Here is a 19,909-nt window from a genome sequence, read left to right as displayed (position 1 = left end):
GCCCGGCCGGGTGCCACACGGCCGCCACACCACCGCAACAGTGGCCCGGGAGAGTTGGACCATGAAGTTCCAGGTGCTCTCCCTCATCGGCCATGCCCCCCATCCCCTCACCGGCGAACTACCCACCGCGGCGGACCGGTTGGAGCAGGTTCTCGCGGTCGGCGAGGCCGCCGAGCGGCTCGGCTTCGACGCGTACGCCCTCGGCGAGCGGCACGCGGGGCCCTTCCTCTCCTCCAGCCCGACGGCGGTGCTGGGCGCGCTGGCCGCCCGCACCTCCCGGATCCGGCTGCTCACCGGGGTCACGGTCGTCGCGATCCTCGACCCGGTGCGGGTCGCCGAGGACTACGCCACGCTCGACCAGCTCTCCCGCGGCCGGGTCGAGCTCGTCATCGGCAAGGGCGCCGAGGCCGGGCACTTCGACCTCTTCGGCCTGGACGAGAGCCGGCAGTGGGACCTCCAGCGGGAGAAGTACGAGCTGCTGCGGCGGCTGTGGAGCGAGGAGGGCGTGGACTGGGAGGGCGAGTTCCGTCCGCCGCTGAAGGGCGTGACCACGGTCCCGCGGCCGTACGACGGCGTGCCGCGCGTGTGGCACGGCTCGGCCACCAGCCGCAACTCCCCCGAACTCGCGGCGCGGCACGGCGACCCGCTGTTCACCGCGAACGCGATCCAGCCCCGGGCGGCCTACGCGAGGCTCATCGCGCACTACCGCGAGCGGTTCGAGGAGCACGGGCACGACCCGGCGCGGGCGCGCGTGGCGGCCGGATCCGGCGGACTGCTGATCGCCGACACGCCCCGCGAGGCGGTCGTCCGCTACAAGGACCTCTACGAGGCACGCGTACGGCAGAGCTTCCGACCGCATCTGGAGGGGAAGGCCGGGTACAACACCCCGTTCCGCACGATCGAGGAGGCGATCGCCGACGGTCCGCAGCTGATCGGCTCCCCGCAGCAGATCATCGACAAGATCCTCGGGTACCACGAGGTCTACGGCCACGACCTCCAGTCGGTCACCGTCGACGGGTTCGGCCAGTCCACGGCCGAACAGACCGAGACGCTGCAGCGCTTCGCCGAGGAGATCGCGCCCGTCGTCCGCAAGGAGGCGCCCAGCACGCTCTGGGAGGACTGAGCCCGCCGTGTGCCGACTCGCGTTCCTGGGTAGTCGATCACGGGAACGAAGGCCCCCGGGAGGCTGCGGGGGCTGCGGCCGGACCGCCGGAAAGCCGTAAGGTTGGTCCGTACGGCAGGAACGTCGAAAAGGAGGCACTGGGTGATCGAGCTCGAGGGGGTTCCCGAGCTGATCGACCCGGTCATGGTGGCCGCGTTCGAGGGCTGGAACGACGCCGGCGACGCCGCCTCCACCGCGGTCGCCCACCTGGACCGGGAATGGAAGGGCGAGGTGTTCGCGGCGCTCGACGCCGAGGACTACTACGACTTCCAGGTCAACCGGCCGACGGTGTGGCTCGACAACGGGGTCCGGAAGATCACCTGGCCGACGACCCGGCTCTCGGTGGTCCGGATCGGCGGCGAGAAGCCCCGTGACCTGGTGCTGGTCCGCGGGATCGAGCCGTCGATGCGGTGGCGCTCGTTCTGCAACGAGATCCTGGGCTTCGCCCACGAACTCGGCGTGGAGATGGTGGTGATCCTGGGCGCGCTGCTCGGCGACACCCCGCACACCCGGCCGGTCCCGGTCAGCGGCGTCACGTCCGATCCGGACCTGGCGCGGACGATGGACCTGGAGGAGACGCGGTACGAGGGCCCCACGGGGATCGTCGGCATCCTCCAGGAGGCCTGTACGCACGCGGGAGTGCCGGCGGTGAGCCTCTGGGCGGCCGTACCGCACTACGTGTCGCAGCCGCCGAACCCGAAGGCGACCCTGGCGCTGCTGAACCGGCTCGAGGACCTGATCGGCCTGCGCATCCCGCTCGGCGAGCTGCCCGAGGACGCGCGGGCCTGGCAGGTGGGGGTGGACCAGCTGGCCTCCGAGGACAGCGAAGTCGCCGAGTACGTCCAGACGTTGGAGGAGGCGCGGGACACCGCGGAGCTCCCGGAGGCATCCGGCGAGGCGATCGCCCGGGAGTTCGAGCGGTACCTGCGGCGGCGCGAGCCCGGTCAGGGGCCGGGGCAGGGCCCCGGCCTGGCCACCGACGGGGGTGACGCCTCGTATCTGAGGGACCCGTCCAGCGGGCGCACGCGGCCTCCGAAGCCGGAGCAGCCGGGCCCCGAGGCACCGCCGGAGCAGGGCGGTGCCGAGCAGCCGCCCGCACCCCGCGAGGACGCCGAAGGCGACACGGGGCAGCCCGGCGACGCCGGCGAGGACAGCGGCCGGGACGGCGACGGCTGAGGTGGGTACGCGCTCGTGACGCGACGGGGCCGCGCCGGAGTTCCGGCGCGGCCCCTTCTCGTCGGACCGTCAGGCGCACGCGAAGCGCGCCGCGGCCCAGTCGCCGTGGTCACCGCTCTTCGAGCCGTTCGTGTCGGTGATCCGGAGGCGGACATGGCGGGCACCGGTGACGTCGACGTCCACCGGGAGCGTCGCCGAGGCGCCGGTGAGCCGGGGTGAGGTCCACAGGACCTTGCCGTCGGCCTCCACCGAGAAGGCCACGTCCCCGTAGCCGTCGATCTCGTCGTCGATGCCGACGTCGGCGGTGAAGGCGGTGCAGCGTCCTCCGAGGTAGACCTCGATGTCGGAGTCGGCGTGGGCACCGACTCCCTTCTCGTAGGTCCTGCCCGCCAGTGTGAGTTGGTGGCCGTCGGTCGCGCCCGACTCGCCGTTGGACCGGTCGCGCTCGGGCGGCCCCCAGCCGTTCGTGGACCTCAGCCAGACCAGGTCGCTCGCCCAGGCGTCGGCCGAGGGCGGCTGCGGCATCACCCCGACCGCGAAGCGCTGGACGGCGGTGCGGTCCTGTCCGGCGGACCGGTGACGGACGGTCGCGGTGAGCGTGGCCTCGCCGGGTGCGGCGGACCCGGCCGGGGTCACGGCGACCTCGACCCGCCGGGTGGTGCCGGCCGGGACGCGCGCGATCGGGGCGGCCGGGGCGGCCTGCCAGCCCGCCGGGACGTCGAGGGAGACCTCGACACCGGTGGCGTCCCGGTCTCCCGCGGTGACGTCGACGGCGACGGTGCCCGGGCTGCCGGCGCCCAGTTCCTGTCCGGCCGGCGCGGCGAGCGTGGCGGCCGCGCCGGGGACCGCTCCGCCGACCGCGCTGGTGTCCTTCAGTTCCAGCGTGAACGCGCGGTCGGTGCGCAGGGCGGCGGTCTTGACCTTCACCACTCCCCCGCGGTCGTCCCGGTCGTACCACCAGCCCTGCGACGCGGCCTCGTAGGCGGCGCGCGAGGTGAACCGGGGCAGGGTGCCGCCGAGCTTCACGGCGGACGGCGCGTCGCCGGTGTGGACGGTGAACTGGTAGGGCCTGGCGGCGGACTTGCCGGCGAAGGTGCCCTGGCTCGCCCCGATCCGGACGGTCACGTCACCCGCGCCGCTCCGCGGGGCCACGACGTCCGCGCGCTGCGTGGCGTACCGGCCGGCGCGGTGGTCGCGGGTGACGCCGTCGTCCTCGTAGAGCGTGAAGGTGGACGTGCCCTGCGGGTAGACGTCCCAGGCGAGCGGGGAGCCGGCGGTGCGGTCGGCGTAGGAGCGGATGCCGCCGGGCCACATGGGGACCGTCGCCCCGGCACGGACGAACAGGGGCAGGGTGTCGAGCGGGGCGCTGTAGTCGTCGACCGTGACCGGGCCTTCGTAGGTGCGCCCGCTCCAGTAGTCGATCCAGGTGCCCTCGGGCAGGTAGATCCCGTCGCGTTCGACGGCGTCCTGGTAGACGGGGGCGACGAGGAAGTCCTCGCCGCTGAGGAATTCGTACCTGGCCGCCTCGCCGGCCGCCTTCGGGTCGTCCGGGTACTCCAGGACGAGCGGCCGGGCGAGGCCGACGCCGGTCGTGGTGGCGCGGTGGGCGTGCGAGTAGATGTAGGGGAGCAGGGCCTCGTGGAGCTTGAGGGAGGCGCGGTTGATCGCGGTGTACGGCTCGCCGTGGCGGAAGGGCTGCTTGTCGTTGGGGGCCCAGCCGTCCATGGTCATGGTGACCGGCAGGAAGGTCTTCCACTGGAGGTCGCGCGTGTAGGTCTTGGCGCTGCCGCCGAAGATGCCGTCGACGTCGCCGGTGGTGTAGGCGAGGCCGGACATGGAGGCGCCGGCGTAGGTGGGGATCTGCCAGCGGATGTACTCCCAGCTGCCGGACTGGTCGCCGGACCACTGCACACCGCAGCGCTGGGCGCCGGACCAGCTCTCGGGGGCCCAGGTGAAGCCGCGGGCGTCACTGTGCGCCTCGATGCCGGCGTAGGCGTCCTTGCAGCCGTCGAGAGCGAACTTGTAGCCCTCGCCGACCCAGGCGACGTCGAGCTTGGCGACCCGCTGGCCGGCCCTCACCTGCTCGCCCAGCCTGTCGATGCCGTCCTCGGTCCACAGGCCGAGCTGCATCTTGCGCTGCTGGAGGCCGGTCGCGGTCTCGGCGAGGTTCTCGTAGCCGCAGCCGTATCCGTCGTTGACGAGCATCCAGCCGTTGGGCATGTCGTTGGCGACGTAGCCGTCGGCGACCTTGAGGGCGTCGAGGGTGTGGCGCTCGCCGCGGTTGGCGTTGTGGAGGTAGCAGTCGGCGTCGCCGATCTCCAGGCCGTAGACGGGCGGCAGGAAGGGTTTGCCGGTGAGGCTCGTGTACTGGCCGATGACGTCCTTGGCGGCGTCGGAGCCGTCACCCGCGAAGTAGTAGGCGTCGAAGCGCTGTTCGCGGGCGGTGGTGGTGACGGGCTCTCCGAAGACGTAGGTGTTGGGGGCGTACGTGTTGCGGTAGACGCCGTAGCCGGCCGAGGAGAGGTAGAACGGGACGGAGTTGGGGTGCCCGCCGTCGTTCCAGTTGTAGTCGACGCCGACCTCGACGGTCTTGCCGCGGTGTGAGGTGTTGCCGCGGCCGTTCTGCATCCCGGCACCGTAGAACTGCTCGTCGGCGCCCCGGGTCAGGGACTGGGTGGTGCGGTCCTGGCTCCACGTCAGGCCCTTGGTCTCGGACCACAGGGGGGTGCCGTCGGCACGGTGGGCGGCGAAGCGGAGCGGCGCCTTGTAGGCGCGCAGGGTCACCTTCGCGGAGGTGAGTTCGTAGCGGTCGCCGCGGTCGTACCAGCGGGTGGCGGGCGGCGGGCCCTGGGGAAGGACGATGTCCCGCCCGGTGGGGTCGGCGAACTTTCCGTCGGGGGACAGTTCGATGCGGAAGGTCTCCGGGGTGACGAAGCTGACGCGGGCCTCGGCCGGGCCGGCGCTCAGGCGGTAGACGGAGCCTTCGGCGGCGAAGCCGGTGACGTCCCCGACCGTGGTGGGGGCCGGTTCGGCGGACTGGGCGCTGCCGGATCCCGCGAAGGTCGCGAGCAGTCCGAGCATGGCGCCTGCGAATGCAGTCTTCATGCGCAATGTTGATTGCATGGAGGGTATTTAGCGCAGAAACGAGCAGGGAGCCAGGACAAAACGGAACCACCCTCGGACTTCGGCTGGAAGTCCAAGGGCGGTTGCGTGAAAGGGAGTTGCTCGGAGGTGCTCGCTACAGGGCGACACCGAGCAGCGCGTCGACCGAGCGGGAGACGAGGCCGGGCGCGGACTCGTCCGTGCCGCCCTCGGCGTTCTGGGCCGCCACCCAGCGGTCGACCGCGGCGAGCGCGGCCGGGGCGTCGAGGTCGTCGGCGAGCGCGTCGCGGATCTCCTCGACGAGCGCGTCGGCCGGCAGGCCGTCGGGGCGGGAGACGGCGGCGCGCCACCGCTCCAGGCGGTCCACGGCGTCCTGGAGGACCTGGTCGGTCCACTCCCAGTCCGCGCGGTAGTGGTGCGAGAGGAGGGCGAGGCGGATGGCCGCCGGGTCGACGCCGTCACGGCGGAGCGCCGAGACGAAGACCAGGTTGCCCTTCGACTTCGACATCTTCTCGCCGTCGAGCGCGACCATGCCGGCGTGGACGTACGCCCGCGCCATGGGGAACTCGCCGGTGAGCGCCTGGGCGTGCGAGGCGCCCATCTCGTGGTGCGGGAAGATCAGGTCGGAGCCGCCGCCCTGCACGTCGAAGCCCATGCCCAGGTGGTCGAGGGCGATGGCGACGCACTCGATGTGCCAGCCGGGCCGTCCGGGGCCGAGGCTGCCGCCGTCCCAGCTCGGCTCGCCCTCGCGGGCCGCCATCCAGAGCATCGGGTCGAGCGGGTTCTTCTTCCCGGGGCGGTCGGGGTCGCCGCCGCGCTCGGCGGAGAGGTGCCGCATCAGCTCGGTGTCGTAGTTCGACACCTGGCCGAAGTGCGGGTCGGCCTCGACCGAGAAGTAGACGTCGCCGTCCAGCTCGTAGGCGGCCCCGGAGTCCCGGAGCCGTTCGACCAGCGGCACGATGCCGGGTATGGCCTCGACGGCACCGATGTAGTGCTGGGGCGGCAGCATCCGCAGCGCGGTCATGTCCTCGCGGAACAGGGCGGTCTCGCGCTCGGCGAGGCCGACCCAGTCGATGCCGTCGCGGACGGCCCGCTCCAGGAGGGGGTCGTCGACGTCGGTGACGTTCTGGACGTAGTGGACCTGCCGCTTGGTGTCGAGCCACACGCGCTGAACGAGGTCGAACGCGTTGTAGGTCGCCGCGTGACCCATGTGGGTCGCGTCGTACGGCGTGATGCCGCATACGTAGATACGGGCGACGGGGCCGGGGGCGAGGGTCACTCGTCCGCCGGTCGCGGTGTCGTGGATCCGGAGGTCGCGGCCCTTGCCGGGCAGGGCGGGGACCTCAGAAGCGGGCCAGGCATGCATGACCTGAGCGTAACCGGACACCTGTTCCGGATACGAACCGGATCCGGGATCTTGACCGATTACGCGGTCTTGCGGGTCAGAGCGGTTCGTGCATACCCCTGGGGGGTCCCACCCGGTCAGGCGGGGTGTGGCCGGATCCGATCGGTCACACGGGAGGCCAGGGGATGGCGGGCCACTGGCCCGACGGCTCCGGGTGCCGGCCGGTCCGGCTCAGGACCTCGACCCGGGCCCGCAGGGCGTCCACCTCGGCCGTGGTGAGCAGTTCCGCCAGACGGGTGGCGAGCGGCGTGCCGGGCGCGAGCGCGTCGCGGAGCCCGGCGAGGACCTCGACGGCCTCGGCGGGCAGTGCCTCGCCCGCCCAGCCCCAGAGCAGGGTGCGGAGCTTGTCCTCCACGTTGAAGGTCACGCCGTGGTCGATGGCGTACAGCCGTCCGTCCGGCGCCGGCAGCAGGTGACCGCCCTTGCGGTCGCCGTTGTTGATGACCGCGTCGAGGACGGCGAGACGGCGCAGCGCCGGGATGTCCGCGTGCACGAGGAGCGCGGTGCGGTCCTCACCGACCTGGGCGGGCCCGACGGCCTTCCAGCCCTCGCCCGCCTCCTCGTCCTCGGTCAGGGCGAGCAGGTTCGCGCCGGGGTCCGCCTCGATCCACAACTGGACCATGCCCTCGCCGTACGGGCCGTCGCGCAGCACGGTCGGCGGCACGAGGCCCCAGCCGGTCGCCTCGGAGAGCTCGTAGGCGGCGACCTCGCGCTGGGCGAGGGTGCCGTCGGGGAAGTCCCACAGGGGCCGCTCGCCGGCCACGGGCTTGTAGACGCAGTCGGCCTCCCGGCCGCGGTGCGCGACCGTGCAGAACAGGACCGCGTTGGAGGCCTCGCGGACCTGGCCGCGGACGGTCAGCTCACCGTGGGCGAGCAGTTCGACGTCCGCGGCGGCGGAGGGGCCGGGCGGCGGCTGCCCACCGGGCGACGCCAGGGCCGCGGGTCCGCTGGGGCCGCCGGGAACGGGGGGCACGTCGGGCCTGTCGGCGTACGTCATGCGCCGCGCCGGTATCCGTTCTGGCGCGGGCACACATGGCCCTCGGGGTCGAGCGGCAGGCTGCACAGCGGGCACGGCGGGCGGCCGGCGTTGACGACGTCGAGGGCGCGCTTGGCGAAGGACCGGGCCTGAGCGCCGGTGAGCCGGACGCGCAGCATCGGCGGGCCGTTCTCCTCGTCCTGGAGCAGCCGCTCCTCGGCCTCGGCGAGATCCTCGTCCGACTCGGCGTCGAGCTCGACGAGCGCCTGGGCCTCGACGATCATGCGCTGTTCCTCGCCGTCCCAGGCCAGCGCCATCGTGCCGACCCGGAACTCCTCCTCCACCGGGGCGTCCAGCGGGGCGGTGTCCGCGATGTCGGCGGGCGCGACGGCCGGGACGGGGGCGTTGCCGCCGGTGCGGCGCACGACCTCGTCGAGGAGTTCGTCGATGCGCTCGGCGAGCGCGGCGACCTGGGTCTTCTCCAGGGCCACGCTGGTGACCCGGCCCGCCGCGGACGCCTGCAGGAAGAACGTACGGCGGCCAGGCAGCCCGACCGTGCCGGCCACGAAACGCTCCGGTGGGTCGTAGAGGAACACCTGACGGGACACGTCCCTGACTCCCTTGAGTCTCGACAGTGGTGAAGGCCCGCGCTACAGCGGCCCGTCCACCCTACTGCGCGGATGGATCACGGTGCGCCCGCGCCGCCGCCGACCTCGGCCGTCCCCTGCGTGTCACGTGCCTCTCGGGGAGCGAGACCGGCGAGGTCGCCGGTGTCCCCGAGGCGGACGAGGAAGGGGCGCAGCCGGGTGTAGCGGACGGCGGTGACGGAGCAGGGGTCGACGTGGATGCGCTGGAAGAGGTCGAGGTGCATCCCGAGCGCGTCCGCGACGATCGACTTGATGATGTCGCCGTGCGAGCACATCAGGTAGACGGCGTCCTCGCCGTGCTCGGCCTCGATCCGGGCGTTCCAGTCCCGTACGGCGTCGACGGCCCTCGCCTGCATGGCGCGCATCGACTCGCCGCCGGGGAAGGCCGCGGCGGAGGCGTGCGCCTGGACGACCTCCATCAGGGGCTCGTCGTTGAGTTCGGCGAGCTTGCGACCCGACCAGTCGCCGTAGTCGCACTCGCTGATCCGCTCCTCGGTGTGCAGCGGCAGGCCGGGGCGGGCGTCCAGGAGCGGCACGAGGGTCTCGCGGCACCGCTGCAGCGGGCTGCTGACGGCGGCGGCCAGCGGCAGACCGGCCAGGCGCCCGGGAAGGGCGGCGGCCTGAGCGGCGCCCCGCTCGTCGAGCGCGACCCCGGGCGTCCGCCCGGCGAGGACCCCGGAGGTGTTGGCGGTGGAGCGTCCGTGACGGACGAGGATCAACGTGGCCATGGCGGCAAGGGTAGGGCCACGCCCGCGCGCGTGGGGCGGCGGCTTCCCTGACGACCGCTCGGCGGGGCGGCCGTTGCCGGGGTGGCGGACCGGGCTCGCGCGCGGGGCCGGGGACCGGGGCGGGAGGGCGGGTGCGAGAAGCGGCGGAGCGGGGAAGAATACCCGGATGATCGTCGACTCTGCCCTCTACAAGGCCGGTGCCCGTGCCGAAGGCCCCGCCGACCTGTCCGACGCCCTGGCAGAGGCACGGGCGAGCGGGGACGCCTTCCTCTGGGTCGGCCTCCACGAGCCCACCGAGGCGGAGTTCGATCACGTGGCGGCCGAGTTCGCGCTGCACCCCCTGGCCGTCGAGGACGCACTGAAGGCCCATCAGCGACCCAAGCTGGAGGTCTACGAGGACTCGCTCTTCGTCGTCCTCAAGCCGGTGCTGTACGAGCCGAAGAGCGACCGGGTCTCCACGGGCGAGCTGATGGTGTTCCTGGGCGACTCGTTCGTGGTCACCGTCCGGCACGGCGAGGGAGCCCCGCTCGCGGCGGTCCGCAAACGGCTGGAGGCCGAGCCGGACGTGCTGCGGCACGGCCCGACGGCCGTCCTGTACGCGATCAGCGACGCCGTGGTGGACCACTACATCGACGTGGCCGGCGAGCTCCAGGTCGACCTGGAGGAGCTGGAGGCCGACGTGTTCGCGCCGGTCGGGGGCAAGCCGGGCAACACGGCGGCGCGGATCTACACCGCCAAGCGCCAGGTGCTCGAGTTCCGCCGGGCGAGCAGCCCGCTGACGGTGCCGATGCAGCGGCTGGCGGCCGCGTCGGTGCCGTTCGTGCACGAGCACTCGATGCCCTTCTTCCGGGACGTCGTCGACCACCTGACCCGGGCCAACGAGCAGGTGGAGGGTCTGGACCGGCTCCTCTCGGACGTGCTGTCGGCGCATCTGGCGCAGATGGGCGTGCGGCAGAACGACGACATGCGGAAGATCTCGGCGTGGGCGGCCATGGCCGCGGTCCCCACGATGGTCGCGGGCATCTACGGCATGAACTTCGAGCACATGCCGGAACTGGGCTGGGAGTGGTCGTACCCGGTGGTCGTCCTGCTGATGGCCGGGGCCGTGGGGGGCCTGTACCGGCTGTTCAAGCGCCGCGGCTGGATGTAGCCGCGGCGCGGGTCCCCCCGGGGGGTCAGAAGGCCGGCGCGGGGACGGCGGGCCCGCCGAGCGCGTCGCGCCGCTCGGGCATCCTCAGGTCGACCATCTTGTGCCAGCCGGCGAACCGCTCCCAGGCGTGCATGCCGTGGATTCCGGCCGCGAGCGCGGCCGACTTGGCCCGCGGCCACTCCAGGATGCGGCCCATGTGGCTCATCACGGCCAGGCTGACGTCGCGGTAGACCTGGATCTCGGTGAGCGCGGACTGCCGCAGCGTGCGCTGGATGAGACGGCCGTGGCCGTCCTGCGCGAGGCGCAGCAGCTCCTCGTGGCAGTAGGCGAGGTGGTTGTCCTCGTCGTTGCAGATCATGTGGATGGCCCTGCCGAGCTCGGGATGGTCCCCGAAGTAGGTGACCAGCATGTCCATCTGGTCGGCCGCCCGCTGTTCCGTGACCCTGCTGTGGGCGAGGTAGACGACGACGTCCTCCTCGGTCAGCGGTTCGTCGCGGCGCAGCTTGTCGTGGGCGAGACCGATCCCGCGCTGTTCGAGGAGCATGGTGTAGTCGGTCTCCGGAGGAACCGGTACGGGCTCCAGGCCGCGCTTCTTCATCAGCGCGTTGAAGATCCGGCCGTGCTTGTCCTCGTCGGCGCCGTGTCGGGTGATCTTGGGAGACAGGTCCCGCATGCCGGGGGCGACGAGCGCCGCGATGCGCGCGTTCTCCCAGCCTCCCTGCGTCTCGCCGCTGGCGGCGATCGAACAGAAGAGCTGGAAGGACTCGTCGTTGTCGACGATCTCCTGGAAAAGGCTCCTGGCCGTGAGCATTGCTGCCACCTCCATGCGGGCGTCCGCACACCGCACGTCCGCAGACATCGAGTCAAATGCGCCGCGGGCGAGTGGGCAACACGAGGGCCGGGCGACTCGGCCGAAAGAAGGAGCCCCGCGCTCGTAACCGGGGGGCGGGGTGGAGCGTTGTTCAGCGTGACGGCCGTGGCGGGGAAGACCCCCGAGCCCCCACCACGGCCGCAGACTTCCTCCCGCTACGCCAGGCCGGCCCGCTCCAGGGCCTCCGTGCCCGCGCGCAGGGCGGCGAGGCGCTCGTCCAGGGTGAAGCCGGCCGGGGCCAGGGTCAGCGTGGTCACACCGGCCTCGGCGTAGGCCTTCATGCGGTCGGCGATCCGCTCGACGGAACCCAGCAGGGTGGTCTGGTCGATCAGCTGCCGCGGTACGGCGGCGGCGGCGCCGGTCTTGTCGCCGGCCAGGTACTTGTCCTGGATCTCGGCGGCCTCCTTCTCGTACCCCATCCGCTGGGCGAGCTGGTTGTAGAAGTTCTGCTTGCGGCTGCCCATGCCGCCGACGTACAGCGCGGTGTACGGGCGGAAGATGTCCGCCAGGGCGTCGATGTCGTCGCCGAGGGCCAGCGGCAGGGTCGGGTGGACGTCGAAGCCGTCCATCGTCAGCCCCGCCTTCTCGCGGCCCGCGCGCAGGTGGCGCAGCGCGGTCTCCTCCAGGTGCTCGGCGGAGGGGAAGATCAGCAGGGCGCCGTCGGCGATCTCGCCGGTCTGCTCCAGGTTCTTGGGGCCGATCGCGGCGATGTAGAGCGGGATGTGCTCCCGCTCCGGGTGGACGGTGAGCTTGATGGGCTTGCCGGGGCCGTCCGGCAGCGGGAGCGTCCAGTGGGCGCCCTCGTAGGTGAGCCGCTCGCGGGACATGGCCTTGCGGACGATCTCGACGTACTCGCGGGTGCGGGCGAGCGGCTTGTCGAACTTGACGCCGTACCAGCCCTCGGACACCTGCGGTCCGGAGACGCCGAGACCGAGGCGGAACCGGCCCCCGGAGAGCGAGTCGAGGGTGGCGGCGGTCATCGCCGTCATGGCCGGCTGACGCGCGGGGATCTGCATGATCGCGGAGCCGACGTCGATCCGTTCGGTCTTGGCGGCCACCCAGGAGAGCACGGTGGGCGCGTCGGAGCCGTAGGCCTCGGCCGCCCAGCACACGTCGTATCCGAGGCGGTCCGCCTCCTGGGCGACGGCGAGGTTGTCGCCGTCCATACCGGCGCCCCAGTAGCCGAGGTTGATGCCGAGCCGCATATCCGCACCCTCTTTACTGATCAGTAACGTCCCTTGCGCGGGACTCTAGCGCGCGGGCGCGGCATCCGTCAGGAGGAGCTTGTCCACAGGGTCTCTCCGCGTGGGGCCGTGGCCAGTAATCTCGCGCCCATGGAGCAGAGGCATCTCGGACGTACCGGCCTGCGCGTGTCCCGGCTCGGGCTCGGCACCCTCACCTGGGGCCGCGACACCGACGAGCACGACGCGGCCGACCAGTTGAAGGCGTTCTGGGACGCCGGCGGCACGCTCGTGGACACCGCGGACGTCTACGGCGGCGGCGAGGCCGAATACCTGCTCGGGCAGCTCATGGAGCGGCTGGTGCCGCGGCGGGACCTGGTCGTGTCGACCAAGGCGGGCAGCGTGCCCGACCCGGACCGGCGCATGGACGGCTCCCGGGGGCATCTGCTGGCCGCACTGGACGCCTCCCTGGCGCGGCTGGGCACCGACCACGTCGACCTGTGGCAGCTGCACGCCTTCGATCCGCACACACCGCTGGAGGAGTCGCTCCAGGCCCTGGACATCGCCGTGAGCAGCGGACGGGCGCGGTACGTGGGGGTGTCGAACTTCTGCGGCTGGCAGCTGGCGAAGGCCGGGACCTGGCAGCTCGGCTCGGCGGCCGGCGCGCGGACCCGCCTCGCGGCGACGCAGATGGAGTACTCGCTGCTGCAGCGGGGCATCGAGCGCGAGGTGCTGCCGGCCGCCCTCGATCTGGGGATAGGCCTGCTGCCGTCCTCTCCCCTCGGCCGCGGGGTGCTGACGGGCAAGTACCGGCACGGCACGCCCTCGGACTCGCGGGGCGGCTCGGAGACGATGTCGCCGTTCGTGGAGCCGTACCTCGACGAGGCGGCGAGCCGGATCGTGGACGCGGTGGCGACGGCGGCGGACGGACTGGCGGTCACACCGCTGCAGGTCGCCCTCGCCTGGGTGCGCGACCGGCCGGGCGTGACCGCGCCGATCGTCGGCGCGCGCAACGCGCAGCAGCTCGCGGCCGCTCTGTCAGTGGAGAGCCTTAGTCTTCCTGACGAGATCTGTCGGGCTCTCGACGACGTGTCGGCGCCCGTGCACCGCTATCCGGACCAGGACTGGAGCACCTTGTGACCGAGCCTTCCCGCGAGACCACTCCCGAGGCCGAGCACGACGAGGCGGTCGTGGGATCGGCCGCGGAGGACTCGGCGCCGGAGAGCGCCGCACCGGCCGCCGACGTTCCGGACGACACCGCGGGGGCGGGGCCGGACGAGGACGACACGCGGGACGCCGCCCCGGAGGCGGCGGACGGCGACAGCGACGGCGACAGCGACAGCGACAGCGACAGCGACAGCGACAGCGCGGAGAACGCGGATCCCGAGGCGGCGGAAGCGGGCGACGCGGCCGGCGGTACCGCGGGCGAGGGCGGCACGGCGGAGGGTGCCGCGACGTCGCCGGAGGTGTCCGAGGCACAGGCCGAACTGGCCGCGCAGCGCGAGCTGCGGGCCAGGATCGAGCAGCGCAAGGCCGACAAGGACGGCCCCGTCGACGCCGGTGCCAAGCTCAGCGGCAAGGCGGCCGATCTGCTGGCGGCGGTACGGGCCGTGGAGAGCGGGACCAGGACGGACACCGACCTCTTCGAGACGCCGGCCCCCGCGCCCCGGCGCGCCGCCCCTGAGCCGGCGCCCACGCCCGTCGTACGGCCCGCGGCCGAGGTGCTGTCGGCCGCGCCCGGGACCGTGGCGGCGGTGCGGGAGATCCTCGCCCGCGGCGGGGCTCCCGAGGCGCTGGCGGAGCGGGTCGCGCCGCTGTTGGGCGAGGGCGCCGCCCAGGTACTGGGCGAGGATCCCTGGCAGCTGCTCTCGGTCCCGGGCGTGCAGCCCGAGCAGGCGGACGGCTTCGCCCGCGCGCTGCTCGGCGACGCGTGCGGGCCCGGCGATCCGCGCCGCGGGGCGGCGCTGGTCGGCTGGCTGCTGGAACAGGCCGCGCTCAAGGGACACACCGCCCTGGAGGCCGGAGACGTGCGGGCGGGGCTGGCCAAGCTGTCGGTGCCGGACCCGGACGAGGCCGTCCGGCAGGCGGTGTCCGATGCCACGGTGCTCGTGTTCCAGGAGGAGGAGCCGGCCGCGGAAGGGTTCGACGACACCGACGATGCCGACGCCGACGGGGCGGAGCAGGCCGCACCGGCGGCCGAGCCGGCCCCGGAGCTGCCCGTCCTCCTCGGTCTCGACCGGTACGCCCTCGCCGAGGAGAGTCTGGCCGACGGCCTGGCCCGGCTGGTCAAGACGGTGACGCCCGAGGTCTGGGACGGCCCCGAGCTGGTCCGGGCGGCCGGGGAGCACGGCCTGGTGCTGCACACCGGTGGTGAGGCGGCCCGCAGCGAGCCGGTCGCGCTCGCCGAGGCCGCGCGCGAGCGGGGTCTGCGCGTCGCGGTCGCGGTCCACAGCGAGAACGGCCGCGCCCGCCTGGGCACGGCCGCGACCACCGTCGCCACCCTGCTGTCGGGGGCGGACGGGCCGGGGCGGGACGAGGACGGCGCGCTCGCCCTGGACCTGCTGGTGGTGCTGGACGCGCCGCAGCTCGACGTCGAGAACGCCGCGATGCTGGTCGAGTCCCTGCCCGACGGCTGCCGTCTGGTGCTCGGGGGCGACCCCGGCGTGCTGGGTTCGGCGGGCGCGGGCCGGGTCTTCGCCGACCTCCTCGCGGCCCGGGTGTGCCCGCAGATCGCGTCCCGGACGCCCGACCCCGGCCCGCTCGGCGAGCTGGTCTCCGGTATCGGCATCGGCGAGCTGAACCAGGTGGAGGCCCCCGGCAAGGAGGTCGTGATCGTGCCCGTCAGGGACGCCGGCGAGGCCGTCCACCGCACGGTGCAGCTGGTCGCCGACTCCATTCCGCGAGCCCTCGGCGTGCCGGCCGGGCAGACCCGGGTGATCACGGTGGGCCACGGCGGTTCGGCGGGTACCCGGGCGCTCAACACGGCGCTGAAGCAGCGGCTCAACCCCGGTCCCGGCCGGTTCGGCGGTTACGACCCGGGCGACGCGGTGGCCTACGCGCCCGCGCCCGGCAGGACGGTGACCGGGACGGTCGTCTCCGCGGACGCCGAGGGGCTGCACCTGGAGTGCGAGGACGCGAAGGTCGTCGTACCGAAGGAGCGGGTGGAACGGGCGCTGCGGCACGGCTGGGCGGTGACCGCGCACCAGGCGGCCGGGATGTGCTGGCCGGCCGCCGTGGTGGTGCTGCCGGGCGACGCCGCGGGCGGGCTGAGCCGCGCCTGGGTCTACACCGCGTTCGGTCGCGCCGAGCGCCATCTGTCGGTCGTCCACGGCGTGGACCAGGCGCTGCCCCGGGCGGTGGCGGAGGGCCTCACGGCGGACCGTACGACCCGGCTGCGCCCCCTCCTGGAAGCACTGCTGGCGACGCCGGAGGACTGAGGGGATCGAGGGGCCGCCTGAGGAGACGCCGGAGGGCGGGGCCGCCGCCGGGCCGCCCCGCCCTCCGCCGTGGTGCCGCCGACCGCCGTGCGGCCGGCGCGGTCACGGCTCCCGGTCCTCCGGGTCCTCGTCCGACTCGTCGTCGAAGACGGCGCTGACGTCGAACCGGCAGACGATCCGCTCGGGGTCGGCCTGTTCGAAGGGCGCGCCGAGCCACTCCCCCGGCTCGGGCAGCTCGTCGGTGGCCGACACCCAGAGGGTGGAGTCGCCCTCCTCGAGACCGAATTCCTTGTGCCGCGAGGCGATTTCGTCCGGTTCGTACTCACCGAACAGCACGCCGAGCGCCGCGTGGGCGCTGGCGCCGACGGTCGCGGGCGCCTCCGAGCCGTCCTCGTTCTCCAGGTCGGCGATGCGCTGCGCCTGGGCGAGCAGCCGCTTCGGCTCCACCACCGCGTAGTCACGGCGGATGAGCACGCTCAGCGCGTGCGGCTCCTCGGGCCCGGCGTACGGCGGCAGGGAGTCGTCGGCGCCGGGGATCTCGAAGGGAGTGACCTCGTCGTACCGGTCGTAGAGCCGCTCGTCGTACGCCTCCGCCGCCGCGGCGAGGGCGTTGAAGGCTTCGTAGACGGCCGGGTCGTCGTCCCCCGTGCGGCGTTCGACCGCCTCGAGGTGACGGTCCAGTGCGGCTTTGACCGCCTCGGCGGCGGCACGTACCTCGGCAGCGGTGGGCTGCGCAGCATCAGACATGGGACAGACGCTATCCGTACGGGGCCGGTGCCCGCACAATAGATGCGATGCCGGAATACGAATTTGTCGACCTGTACGTGCCACGGGGCGTCTCCCGCAAGGAGGCGACGCGGCTCCTCACCGATCATGCCGAGTACCAGCACTGGGAGTTGGACCGGTTGACCCTGCACCGGGACGGGAGCCGCAGGGTGCGGCTCCGGCGGCGCATCATCCGTCAGGTCCGCGCCACCTGGTGACATGACAAGGGGCCCCGCCGTGCGGGGCCCCTGCGCGTTCCTCGGTCGTACTAGGCGGACCGGCGGGCGCGGCGGTAGAGGACGGAGCCGGCGAGCAGCAGGCCCGCGCCGGCCGGGATGGTCATCCCGAGCGGGGCGGCACCGGTCTGCGCGAGCTCCTCGGCGCCCTGCGGCGGGGTGAGAACGTTCGTACCGGGCGTGTTCGGTCCGGTCGGCGTGCCCGGCTCTCCGGGGTTGCCGGGCGTACCGGGGTTGCCCGGGGTGCCGGGCGTACCGGGGTTGCCCGGGTTACCGGGATTCCCAGGGTTGCCAGGGTTACCGGGGTTGCCCGGGTTACCGGGGTTCCCAGGGTTGCCCGGGTTGCCGGGGTTCCCAGGGTTACCGGGGTTGCCCGGGTGCCCCGGGTGCGCCGGCTCGATGCCGGTGGCGCAGTCGTTGCCCATCGCCGGGTTGAGCCCGCCGATACCCGTGATGCTGTTCCCGCAGAGGTTGACCGGGATGTCGATCGGCACCTGGAGGGAGTTGCCTGACCCGACGCCCGGCGAGTGACTCGCGTGCCCCCCGGCCGAGGCGCCGCCGCCGGGCCTGGAGACGTTGGCGCACTTGTTGCCCGCCGCCGGGTTCAGCAGCCCGACCACGTTGACCGTGTTCCCGCACACGTTGACCGGCGCGTGCACCGGCACCTGGACGGAGTTGCCGGACGCGACGCCCGGCGAGTTCGTGGCCGTGCCGCCCGCACCCGCGGAGGCTTGGGCGTAACCACCACCGAGGGCGATGACGCCGCCGGCTGCCGCAACGGTGATCAGACCCTTGCGCGTGACCTGTCGCATAGCTTGTTCCCTGCTTCTCGGCTTCTGTCTTCTGCACCGCAGAAGGGGCCTCCGGGCCGCACGGCCCGGGGCGGAAATGCCCACCGGCCCCGGAGTGCATGGCACGCACTCCAGGGCCGGCCTGGCTCAGACCCCCGGGGGTCGAGGCACAACGTCAGGCGTTGACGCAGGTGTTGCCGAAGGCGGGGTTCAGCAGCCCGATCACGGAGACCGTGTTGCCGCACACGTTCACCGGGATGTGAACCGGCACCTGGACGACGTTGCCCGAGAGCACGCCGGGGGAACCGATGGCGGCACCCTGGGCACCCGAGTCGGCAACGGCCATGCCCGCACCCGCGAGAACGAGACCGCCCGTGGCAGCCGCAGCAGCGACGACCTTCTTGATCATTATTCCTCCTTGTTGGCAAATGCGATCCCAACCTCGGACCGCATCACCTGTAACGAGGGGGAGATGGGCGGGCTACGAGCCCATGCGTGCATTCACTCTTTCCGGTCACATGCGCACGCGCGGGCGAATAGCCGGAAAGAGTGGGCTCAGGAGGCGTCGATGAACCGGTCGAGCACCCGGACGCCGAAGCGGAGACCGTCGACCGGCACCCGCTCGTCGACACCGTGGAACATCCCGGCGAAGTCCAGCTCCGGCGGCAGCTTCAACGGCGCGAAGCCGAAGCAGCGGATGCCGAGGTCGTCGAAGGACTTGGCGTCGGTGCCGCCGGAGAGCATGTACGGCACGGCGCGGGCGATCGGGTCCTCGGCCCTCAGGGCGAGCTGCATGGCGTCGACGAGGTCGCCGTCGAAGCCGGTCTCCAGGGCCTTGTCCCCGTGCACGTCCTCCCGCTTGACCCGCGGGCCCAGGATCCGGTCGAGGTCGGCGAGGAACTCCTCCTCGTAGCCGGGCAGGAACCGTCCGTCGACGTGGGCGGTGGCCTGGCCGGGGATCACGTTGACCTTGTAGCCGGCGCCGAGCATGGTCGGGGCGGCGGAGTTGCGCAGCGTGGCGCCGATCATCTTGGCGATGCCGCCGAGCTTGGCGAGCGTGGCCTCCATGTCCTCGGGGTCCAGCGGGGTGCCGAGCGCGTCCGAGAGCTCGTCCAGGAAGGACCGGACGGTCTTGGTCATCCGCACCGGCCACTGGTGGCGGCCCAGCCGGCCGACAGCCTCACACAGCTCGGTGATGGCGTTGTCGTTGTTGGTCATCGAACCGTGGCCGGCGGTGCCCTCGACGGTCAGCCGCATCCAGTGCATGCCCTTCTGGGCCGTCTCGACCAGGTAGAGCCGCAGGTTCTCGTTGACCGTGAAGGAGAAGCCGCCGACCTCGCCGATGGCCTCGGTGACCCCGTCGAAGAGGTCCCGGTGGTGGTCCACGAGGTGCCGGGCACCGTAGGTGCCGCCCGCCTCCTCGTCCGCGAGGAAGGCGAGGACGATGTCCCGCGGGGGCTTGCGACCGCTGCGCATCCGGTCGCGCACGACCGCCAGGGTCATCGCGTCCATGTCCTTCATGTCGACGGCGCCCCGGCCCCAGACGCAGCCGTCGGCGACCTCGCCGGAGAAGGGGTGGTGCGTCCAGTCCTCCGCGTTGGCCGGGACGACGTCGGTGTGGCCGTGGATGAGCAGGGCGGGTCGCGAGGGATCCTCGCCCTCGATGCGGGCGACGGTCGAGGCACGCCCCTTGTGCGATTCGATGATCTTCGGCTCGAGTCCGACCTCCGCGAGCTTCTCGGCGACGTACTCCGCCGCCAGCCGCTCGCCGGGGCCGGAGTGGTCGCCGTAGTTGCTGGTGTCGATGCGGATGAGGTCGCGACAGAGGTCGACGACCTCGTCCTCGCCCGAGATCCTCCGTGCCGCCGTGTTCGACTCGCTCACGCTGCTTCCTCCCACTACGTGCCCCACGTGATTGCCGGTGGTACTCCCCCATCCTCGCGCGCCCGGCCCTCCGGACCCAAGGGCGGCAGCCGGCCGACATGCGGCTGTCACACGACCCGCGGTTTGGGCCCGGGGCGGCCCGGGAAGGGGGTGGTGATCGGCCACCCCGAATGTTTGCTATGGTTTTCCACGTCGGAACGGCCCAGCGGGCCGGGAGGACAGACACCTTGTCCGGGTGGCGGAATGGCAGACGCGCTAGCTTGAGGTGCTAGTGCCCTTTATCGGGCGTGGGGGTTCAAGTCCCCCCTCGGACACCACACGGAGTGCCCGTCGAGATGATCTCGACGGGCACTTCGGCGTTCGGTGCGGCGCGCGTGCCCGTGGGCCGGCGGGACCGG

Annotated in this window: 17 protein-coding genes and 1 tRNA gene; 7 read left to right on the top strand and 11 right to left on the bottom strand. The window is 72.8% G+C overall.

Features of this window, described 5'->3' with window-relative positions; translation table 11 throughout:
- Positions 1–61 precede the first annotated feature (61 nt).
- On the top strand, positions 62–1,123 hold the full coding sequence (locus ACGFZF_RS21570; RefSeq protein WP_393556370.1) for an LLM class flavin-dependent oxidoreductase: 1,062 nt from the start codon (positions 62–64) through the stop codon (positions 1,121–1,123).
- 141 nt (positions 1,124–1,264) lie between these two features.
- Positions 1,265–2,338, top strand: a complete 1,074-nt coding sequence (locus ACGFZF_RS21565) for a PAC2 family protein (RefSeq protein ID WP_393556368.1) — start codon at positions 1,265–1,267, stop codon at positions 2,336–2,338.
- Between the two features lie 69 nt (positions 2,339–2,407).
- Here the strand turns inward: ACGFZF_RS21565 and ACGFZF_RS21560 are convergent, their stop codons facing one another.
- From ACGFZF_RS21560 to ACGFZF_RS21540, 5 genes are all read right to left on the bottom strand, one after another.
- Positions 2,408–5,461 (bottom strand): NPCBM/NEW2 domain-containing protein, encoded by a 3,054-nt coding sequence (locus ACGFZF_RS21560; protein WP_393556366.1) that lies wholly within the window; start codon positions 5,459–5,461, stop codon positions 2,408–2,410.
- Between the two features lie 115 nt (positions 5,462–5,576).
- Complete coding sequence (gene mshC, locus ACGFZF_RS21555) at positions 5,577–6,806, bottom strand: cysteine--1-D-myo-inosityl 2-amino-2-deoxy-alpha-D-glucopyranoside ligase (protein WP_393556364.1); 1,230 nt, start codon at positions 6,804–6,806, stop codon at positions 5,577–5,579.
- Positions 6,807–6,951: 145 nt separating this feature from the next.
- Entirely contained in the window at positions 6,952–7,875 is a 924-nt protein-coding gene (locus tag ACGFZF_RS21550; RefSeq protein WP_393556362.1) for an SCO1664 family protein, read from the bottom strand.
- Positions 7,839–8,429, bottom strand: a complete 591-nt coding sequence (locus ACGFZF_RS21545; protein ID WP_147977241.1) for a DUF3090 domain-containing protein — start codon at positions 8,427–8,429, stop codon at positions 7,839–7,841. Before ACGFZF_RS21545 ends, ACGFZF_RS21550 begins: the two co-directional genes overlap by 37 nt.
- A 77-nt stretch (positions 8,430–8,506) precedes the next feature.
- Positions 8,507–9,196, bottom strand: coding sequence for a histidine phosphatase family protein (locus tag ACGFZF_RS21540; RefSeq protein WP_361315262.1), 690 nt, complete (start codon positions 9,194–9,196; stop codon positions 8,507–8,509).
- A gap of 166 nt (positions 9,197–9,362) precedes the next feature.
- Here ACGFZF_RS21540 and ACGFZF_RS21535 point away from each other — a divergent pair, with 166 nt between their 5' ends.
- Positions 9,363–10,346 carry a magnesium and cobalt transport protein CorA gene (locus ACGFZF_RS21535; RefSeq protein WP_393556359.1) on the top strand — a complete coding sequence of 328 codons (984 nt, stop codon included), beginning with the start codon at positions 9,363–9,365 and terminating at the stop codon, positions 10,344–10,346.
- Positions 10,347–10,371: 25 nt separating this feature from the next.
- Here the strand turns inward: ACGFZF_RS21535 and ACGFZF_RS21530 are convergent, their stop codons facing one another.
- Both ACGFZF_RS21530 and ACGFZF_RS21525 read right to left on the bottom strand, forming a co-directional pair.
- Positions 10,372–11,157 (bottom strand): ferritin-like domain-containing protein, encoded by a 786-nt coding sequence (locus tag ACGFZF_RS21530; protein ID WP_393556357.1) that lies wholly within the window; start codon positions 11,155–11,157, stop codon positions 10,372–10,374.
- A gap of 215 nt (positions 11,158–11,372) precedes the next feature.
- Positions 11,373–12,422 carry an LLM class F420-dependent oxidoreductase gene (locus tag ACGFZF_RS21525; protein ID WP_356601046.1) on the bottom strand — a complete coding sequence of 350 codons (1,050 nt, stop codon included), beginning with the start codon at positions 12,420–12,422 and terminating at the stop codon, positions 11,373–11,375.
- A gap of 129 nt (positions 12,423–12,551) precedes the next feature.
- Between ACGFZF_RS21525 and ACGFZF_RS21520 the strand changes: the two genes are divergently transcribed.
- Both ACGFZF_RS21520 and ACGFZF_RS21515 read left to right on the top strand, forming a co-directional pair.
- Entirely contained in the window at positions 12,552–13,538 is a 987-nt protein-coding gene (locus ACGFZF_RS21520) for an aldo/keto reductase (protein ID WP_393556355.1), read from the top strand.
- Positions 13,535–15,835 (top strand): helix-hairpin-helix domain-containing protein, encoded by a 2,301-nt coding sequence (locus tag ACGFZF_RS21515; protein ID WP_393556353.1) that lies wholly within the window; start codon positions 13,535–13,537, stop codon positions 15,833–15,835. Before ACGFZF_RS21520 ends, ACGFZF_RS21515 begins: the two co-directional genes overlap by 4 nt.
- Before the next feature lie 102 nt (positions 15,836–15,937).
- Here the strand turns inward: ACGFZF_RS21515 and ACGFZF_RS21510 are convergent, their stop codons facing one another.
- Positions 15,938–16,582 (bottom strand): hypothetical protein, encoded by a 645-nt coding sequence (locus ACGFZF_RS21510; protein ID WP_356601049.1) that lies wholly within the window; start codon positions 16,580–16,582, stop codon positions 15,938–15,940.
- 47 nt (positions 16,583–16,629) lie between these two features.
- On the opposite strand from ACGFZF_RS21510, the gene ACGFZF_RS21505 reads away from it, so the two are divergent.
- Entirely contained in the window at positions 16,630–16,818 is a 189-nt protein-coding gene (locus tag ACGFZF_RS21505) for a DUF5703 family protein (protein ID WP_147977249.1), read from the top strand.
- A 50-nt stretch (positions 16,819–16,868) separates the two neighbouring features.
- Here the strand turns inward: ACGFZF_RS21505 and ACGFZF_RS21500 are convergent, their stop codons facing one another.
- The 3 genes from ACGFZF_RS21500 to ACGFZF_RS21490 form a co-directional block, all read right to left on the bottom strand.
- The gene (locus tag ACGFZF_RS21500) at positions 16,869–17,648 is read right to left on the bottom strand and encodes a chaplin (RefSeq protein WP_393556350.1); all 780 of its coding nucleotides are present in this window, start codon (positions 17,646–17,648) and stop codon (positions 16,869–16,871) included.
- A gap of 154 nt (positions 17,649–17,802) precedes the next feature.
- The gene (gene chpH, locus ACGFZF_RS21495) at positions 17,803–18,036 is read right to left on the bottom strand and encodes a chaplin ChpH (RefSeq protein WP_147977251.1); all 234 of its coding nucleotides are present in this window, start codon (positions 18,034–18,036) and stop codon (positions 17,803–17,805) included.
- Between the two features lie 146 nt (positions 18,037–18,182).
- Complete coding sequence (locus tag ACGFZF_RS21490) at positions 18,183–19,511, bottom strand: M20/M25/M40 family metallo-hydrolase (RefSeq protein WP_147977252.1); 1,329 nt, start codon at positions 19,509–19,511, stop codon at positions 18,183–18,185.
- Between the two features lie 229 nt (positions 19,512–19,740).
- Here ACGFZF_RS21490 and ACGFZF_RS21485 point away from each other — a divergent pair.
- Positions 19,741–19,828 (top strand) — tRNA-Leu (locus ACGFZF_RS21485).
- The last annotated feature ends 81 nt before the right edge of the window (positions 19,829–19,909 follow it).

It is taken from the genome of Streptomyces sp. NPDC048338 (assembly GCF_043201055.1).
Classification (GTDB): domain Bacteria; phylum Actinomycetota; class Actinomycetes; order Streptomycetales; family Streptomycetaceae; genus Streptomyces.
Note: the sequence above shows the minus strand (reverse complement) of the source record. Positions and strands in the feature narration are given on the sequence as shown.

What these genes read in the sequence shown, in the direction of transcription:
- ACGFZF_RS21570 (WP_393556370.1), top strand. Translation starts at nt 62, where the DNA reads ATGAAGTTCCAGGTGCTCTCCCTCATCGGCCATGCCCCCCATCCCCTC.
- ACGFZF_RS21560 (WP_393556366.1), bottom strand. Translation starts at nt 5,461, where the DNA reads ATGCAATCAACATTGCGCATGAAGACTGCATTCGCAGGCGCCATGCTC.
- mshC (WP_393556364.1), bottom strand. Translation starts at nt 6,806, where the DNA reads ATGCATGCCTGGCCCGCTTCTGAGGTCCCCGCCCTGCCCGGCAAGGGC.
- ACGFZF_RS21540 (WP_361315262.1), bottom strand. Translation starts at nt 9,196, where the DNA reads ATGGCCACGTTGATCCTCGTCCGTCACGGACGCTCCACCGCCAACACC.
- ACGFZF_RS21535 (WP_393556359.1), top strand. Translation starts at nt 9,363, where the DNA reads ATGATCGTCGACTCTGCCCTCTACAAGGCCGGTGCCCGTGCCGAAGGC.
- ACGFZF_RS21530 (WP_393556357.1), bottom strand. Translation starts at nt 11,157, where the DNA reads ATGCTCACGGCCAGGAGCCTTTTCCAGGAGATCGTCGACAACGACGAG.
- ACGFZF_RS21525 (WP_356601046.1), bottom strand. Translation starts at nt 12,422, where the DNA reads ATGCGGCTCGGCATCAACCTCGGCTACTGGGGCGCCGGTATGGACGGC.
- ACGFZF_RS21520 (WP_393556355.1), top strand. Translation starts at nt 12,552, where the DNA reads ATGGAGCAGAGGCATCTCGGACGTACCGGCCTGCGCGTGTCCCGGCTC.
- ACGFZF_RS21510 (WP_356601049.1), bottom strand. Translation starts at nt 16,582, where the DNA reads ATGTCTGATGCTGCGCAGCCCACCGCTGCCGAGGTACGTGCCGCCGCC.
- ACGFZF_RS21505 (WP_147977249.1), top strand. Translation starts at nt 16,630, where the DNA reads ATGCCGGAATACGAATTTGTCGACCTGTACGTGCCACGGGGCGTCTCC.
- ACGFZF_RS21500 (WP_393556350.1), bottom strand. Translation starts at nt 17,648, where the DNA reads ATGCGACAGGTCACGCGCAAGGGTCTGATCACCGTTGCGGCAGCCGGC.
- chpH (WP_147977251.1), bottom strand. Translation starts at nt 18,036, where the DNA reads ATGATCAAGAAGGTCGTCGCTGCTGCGGCTGCCACGGGCGGTCTCGTT.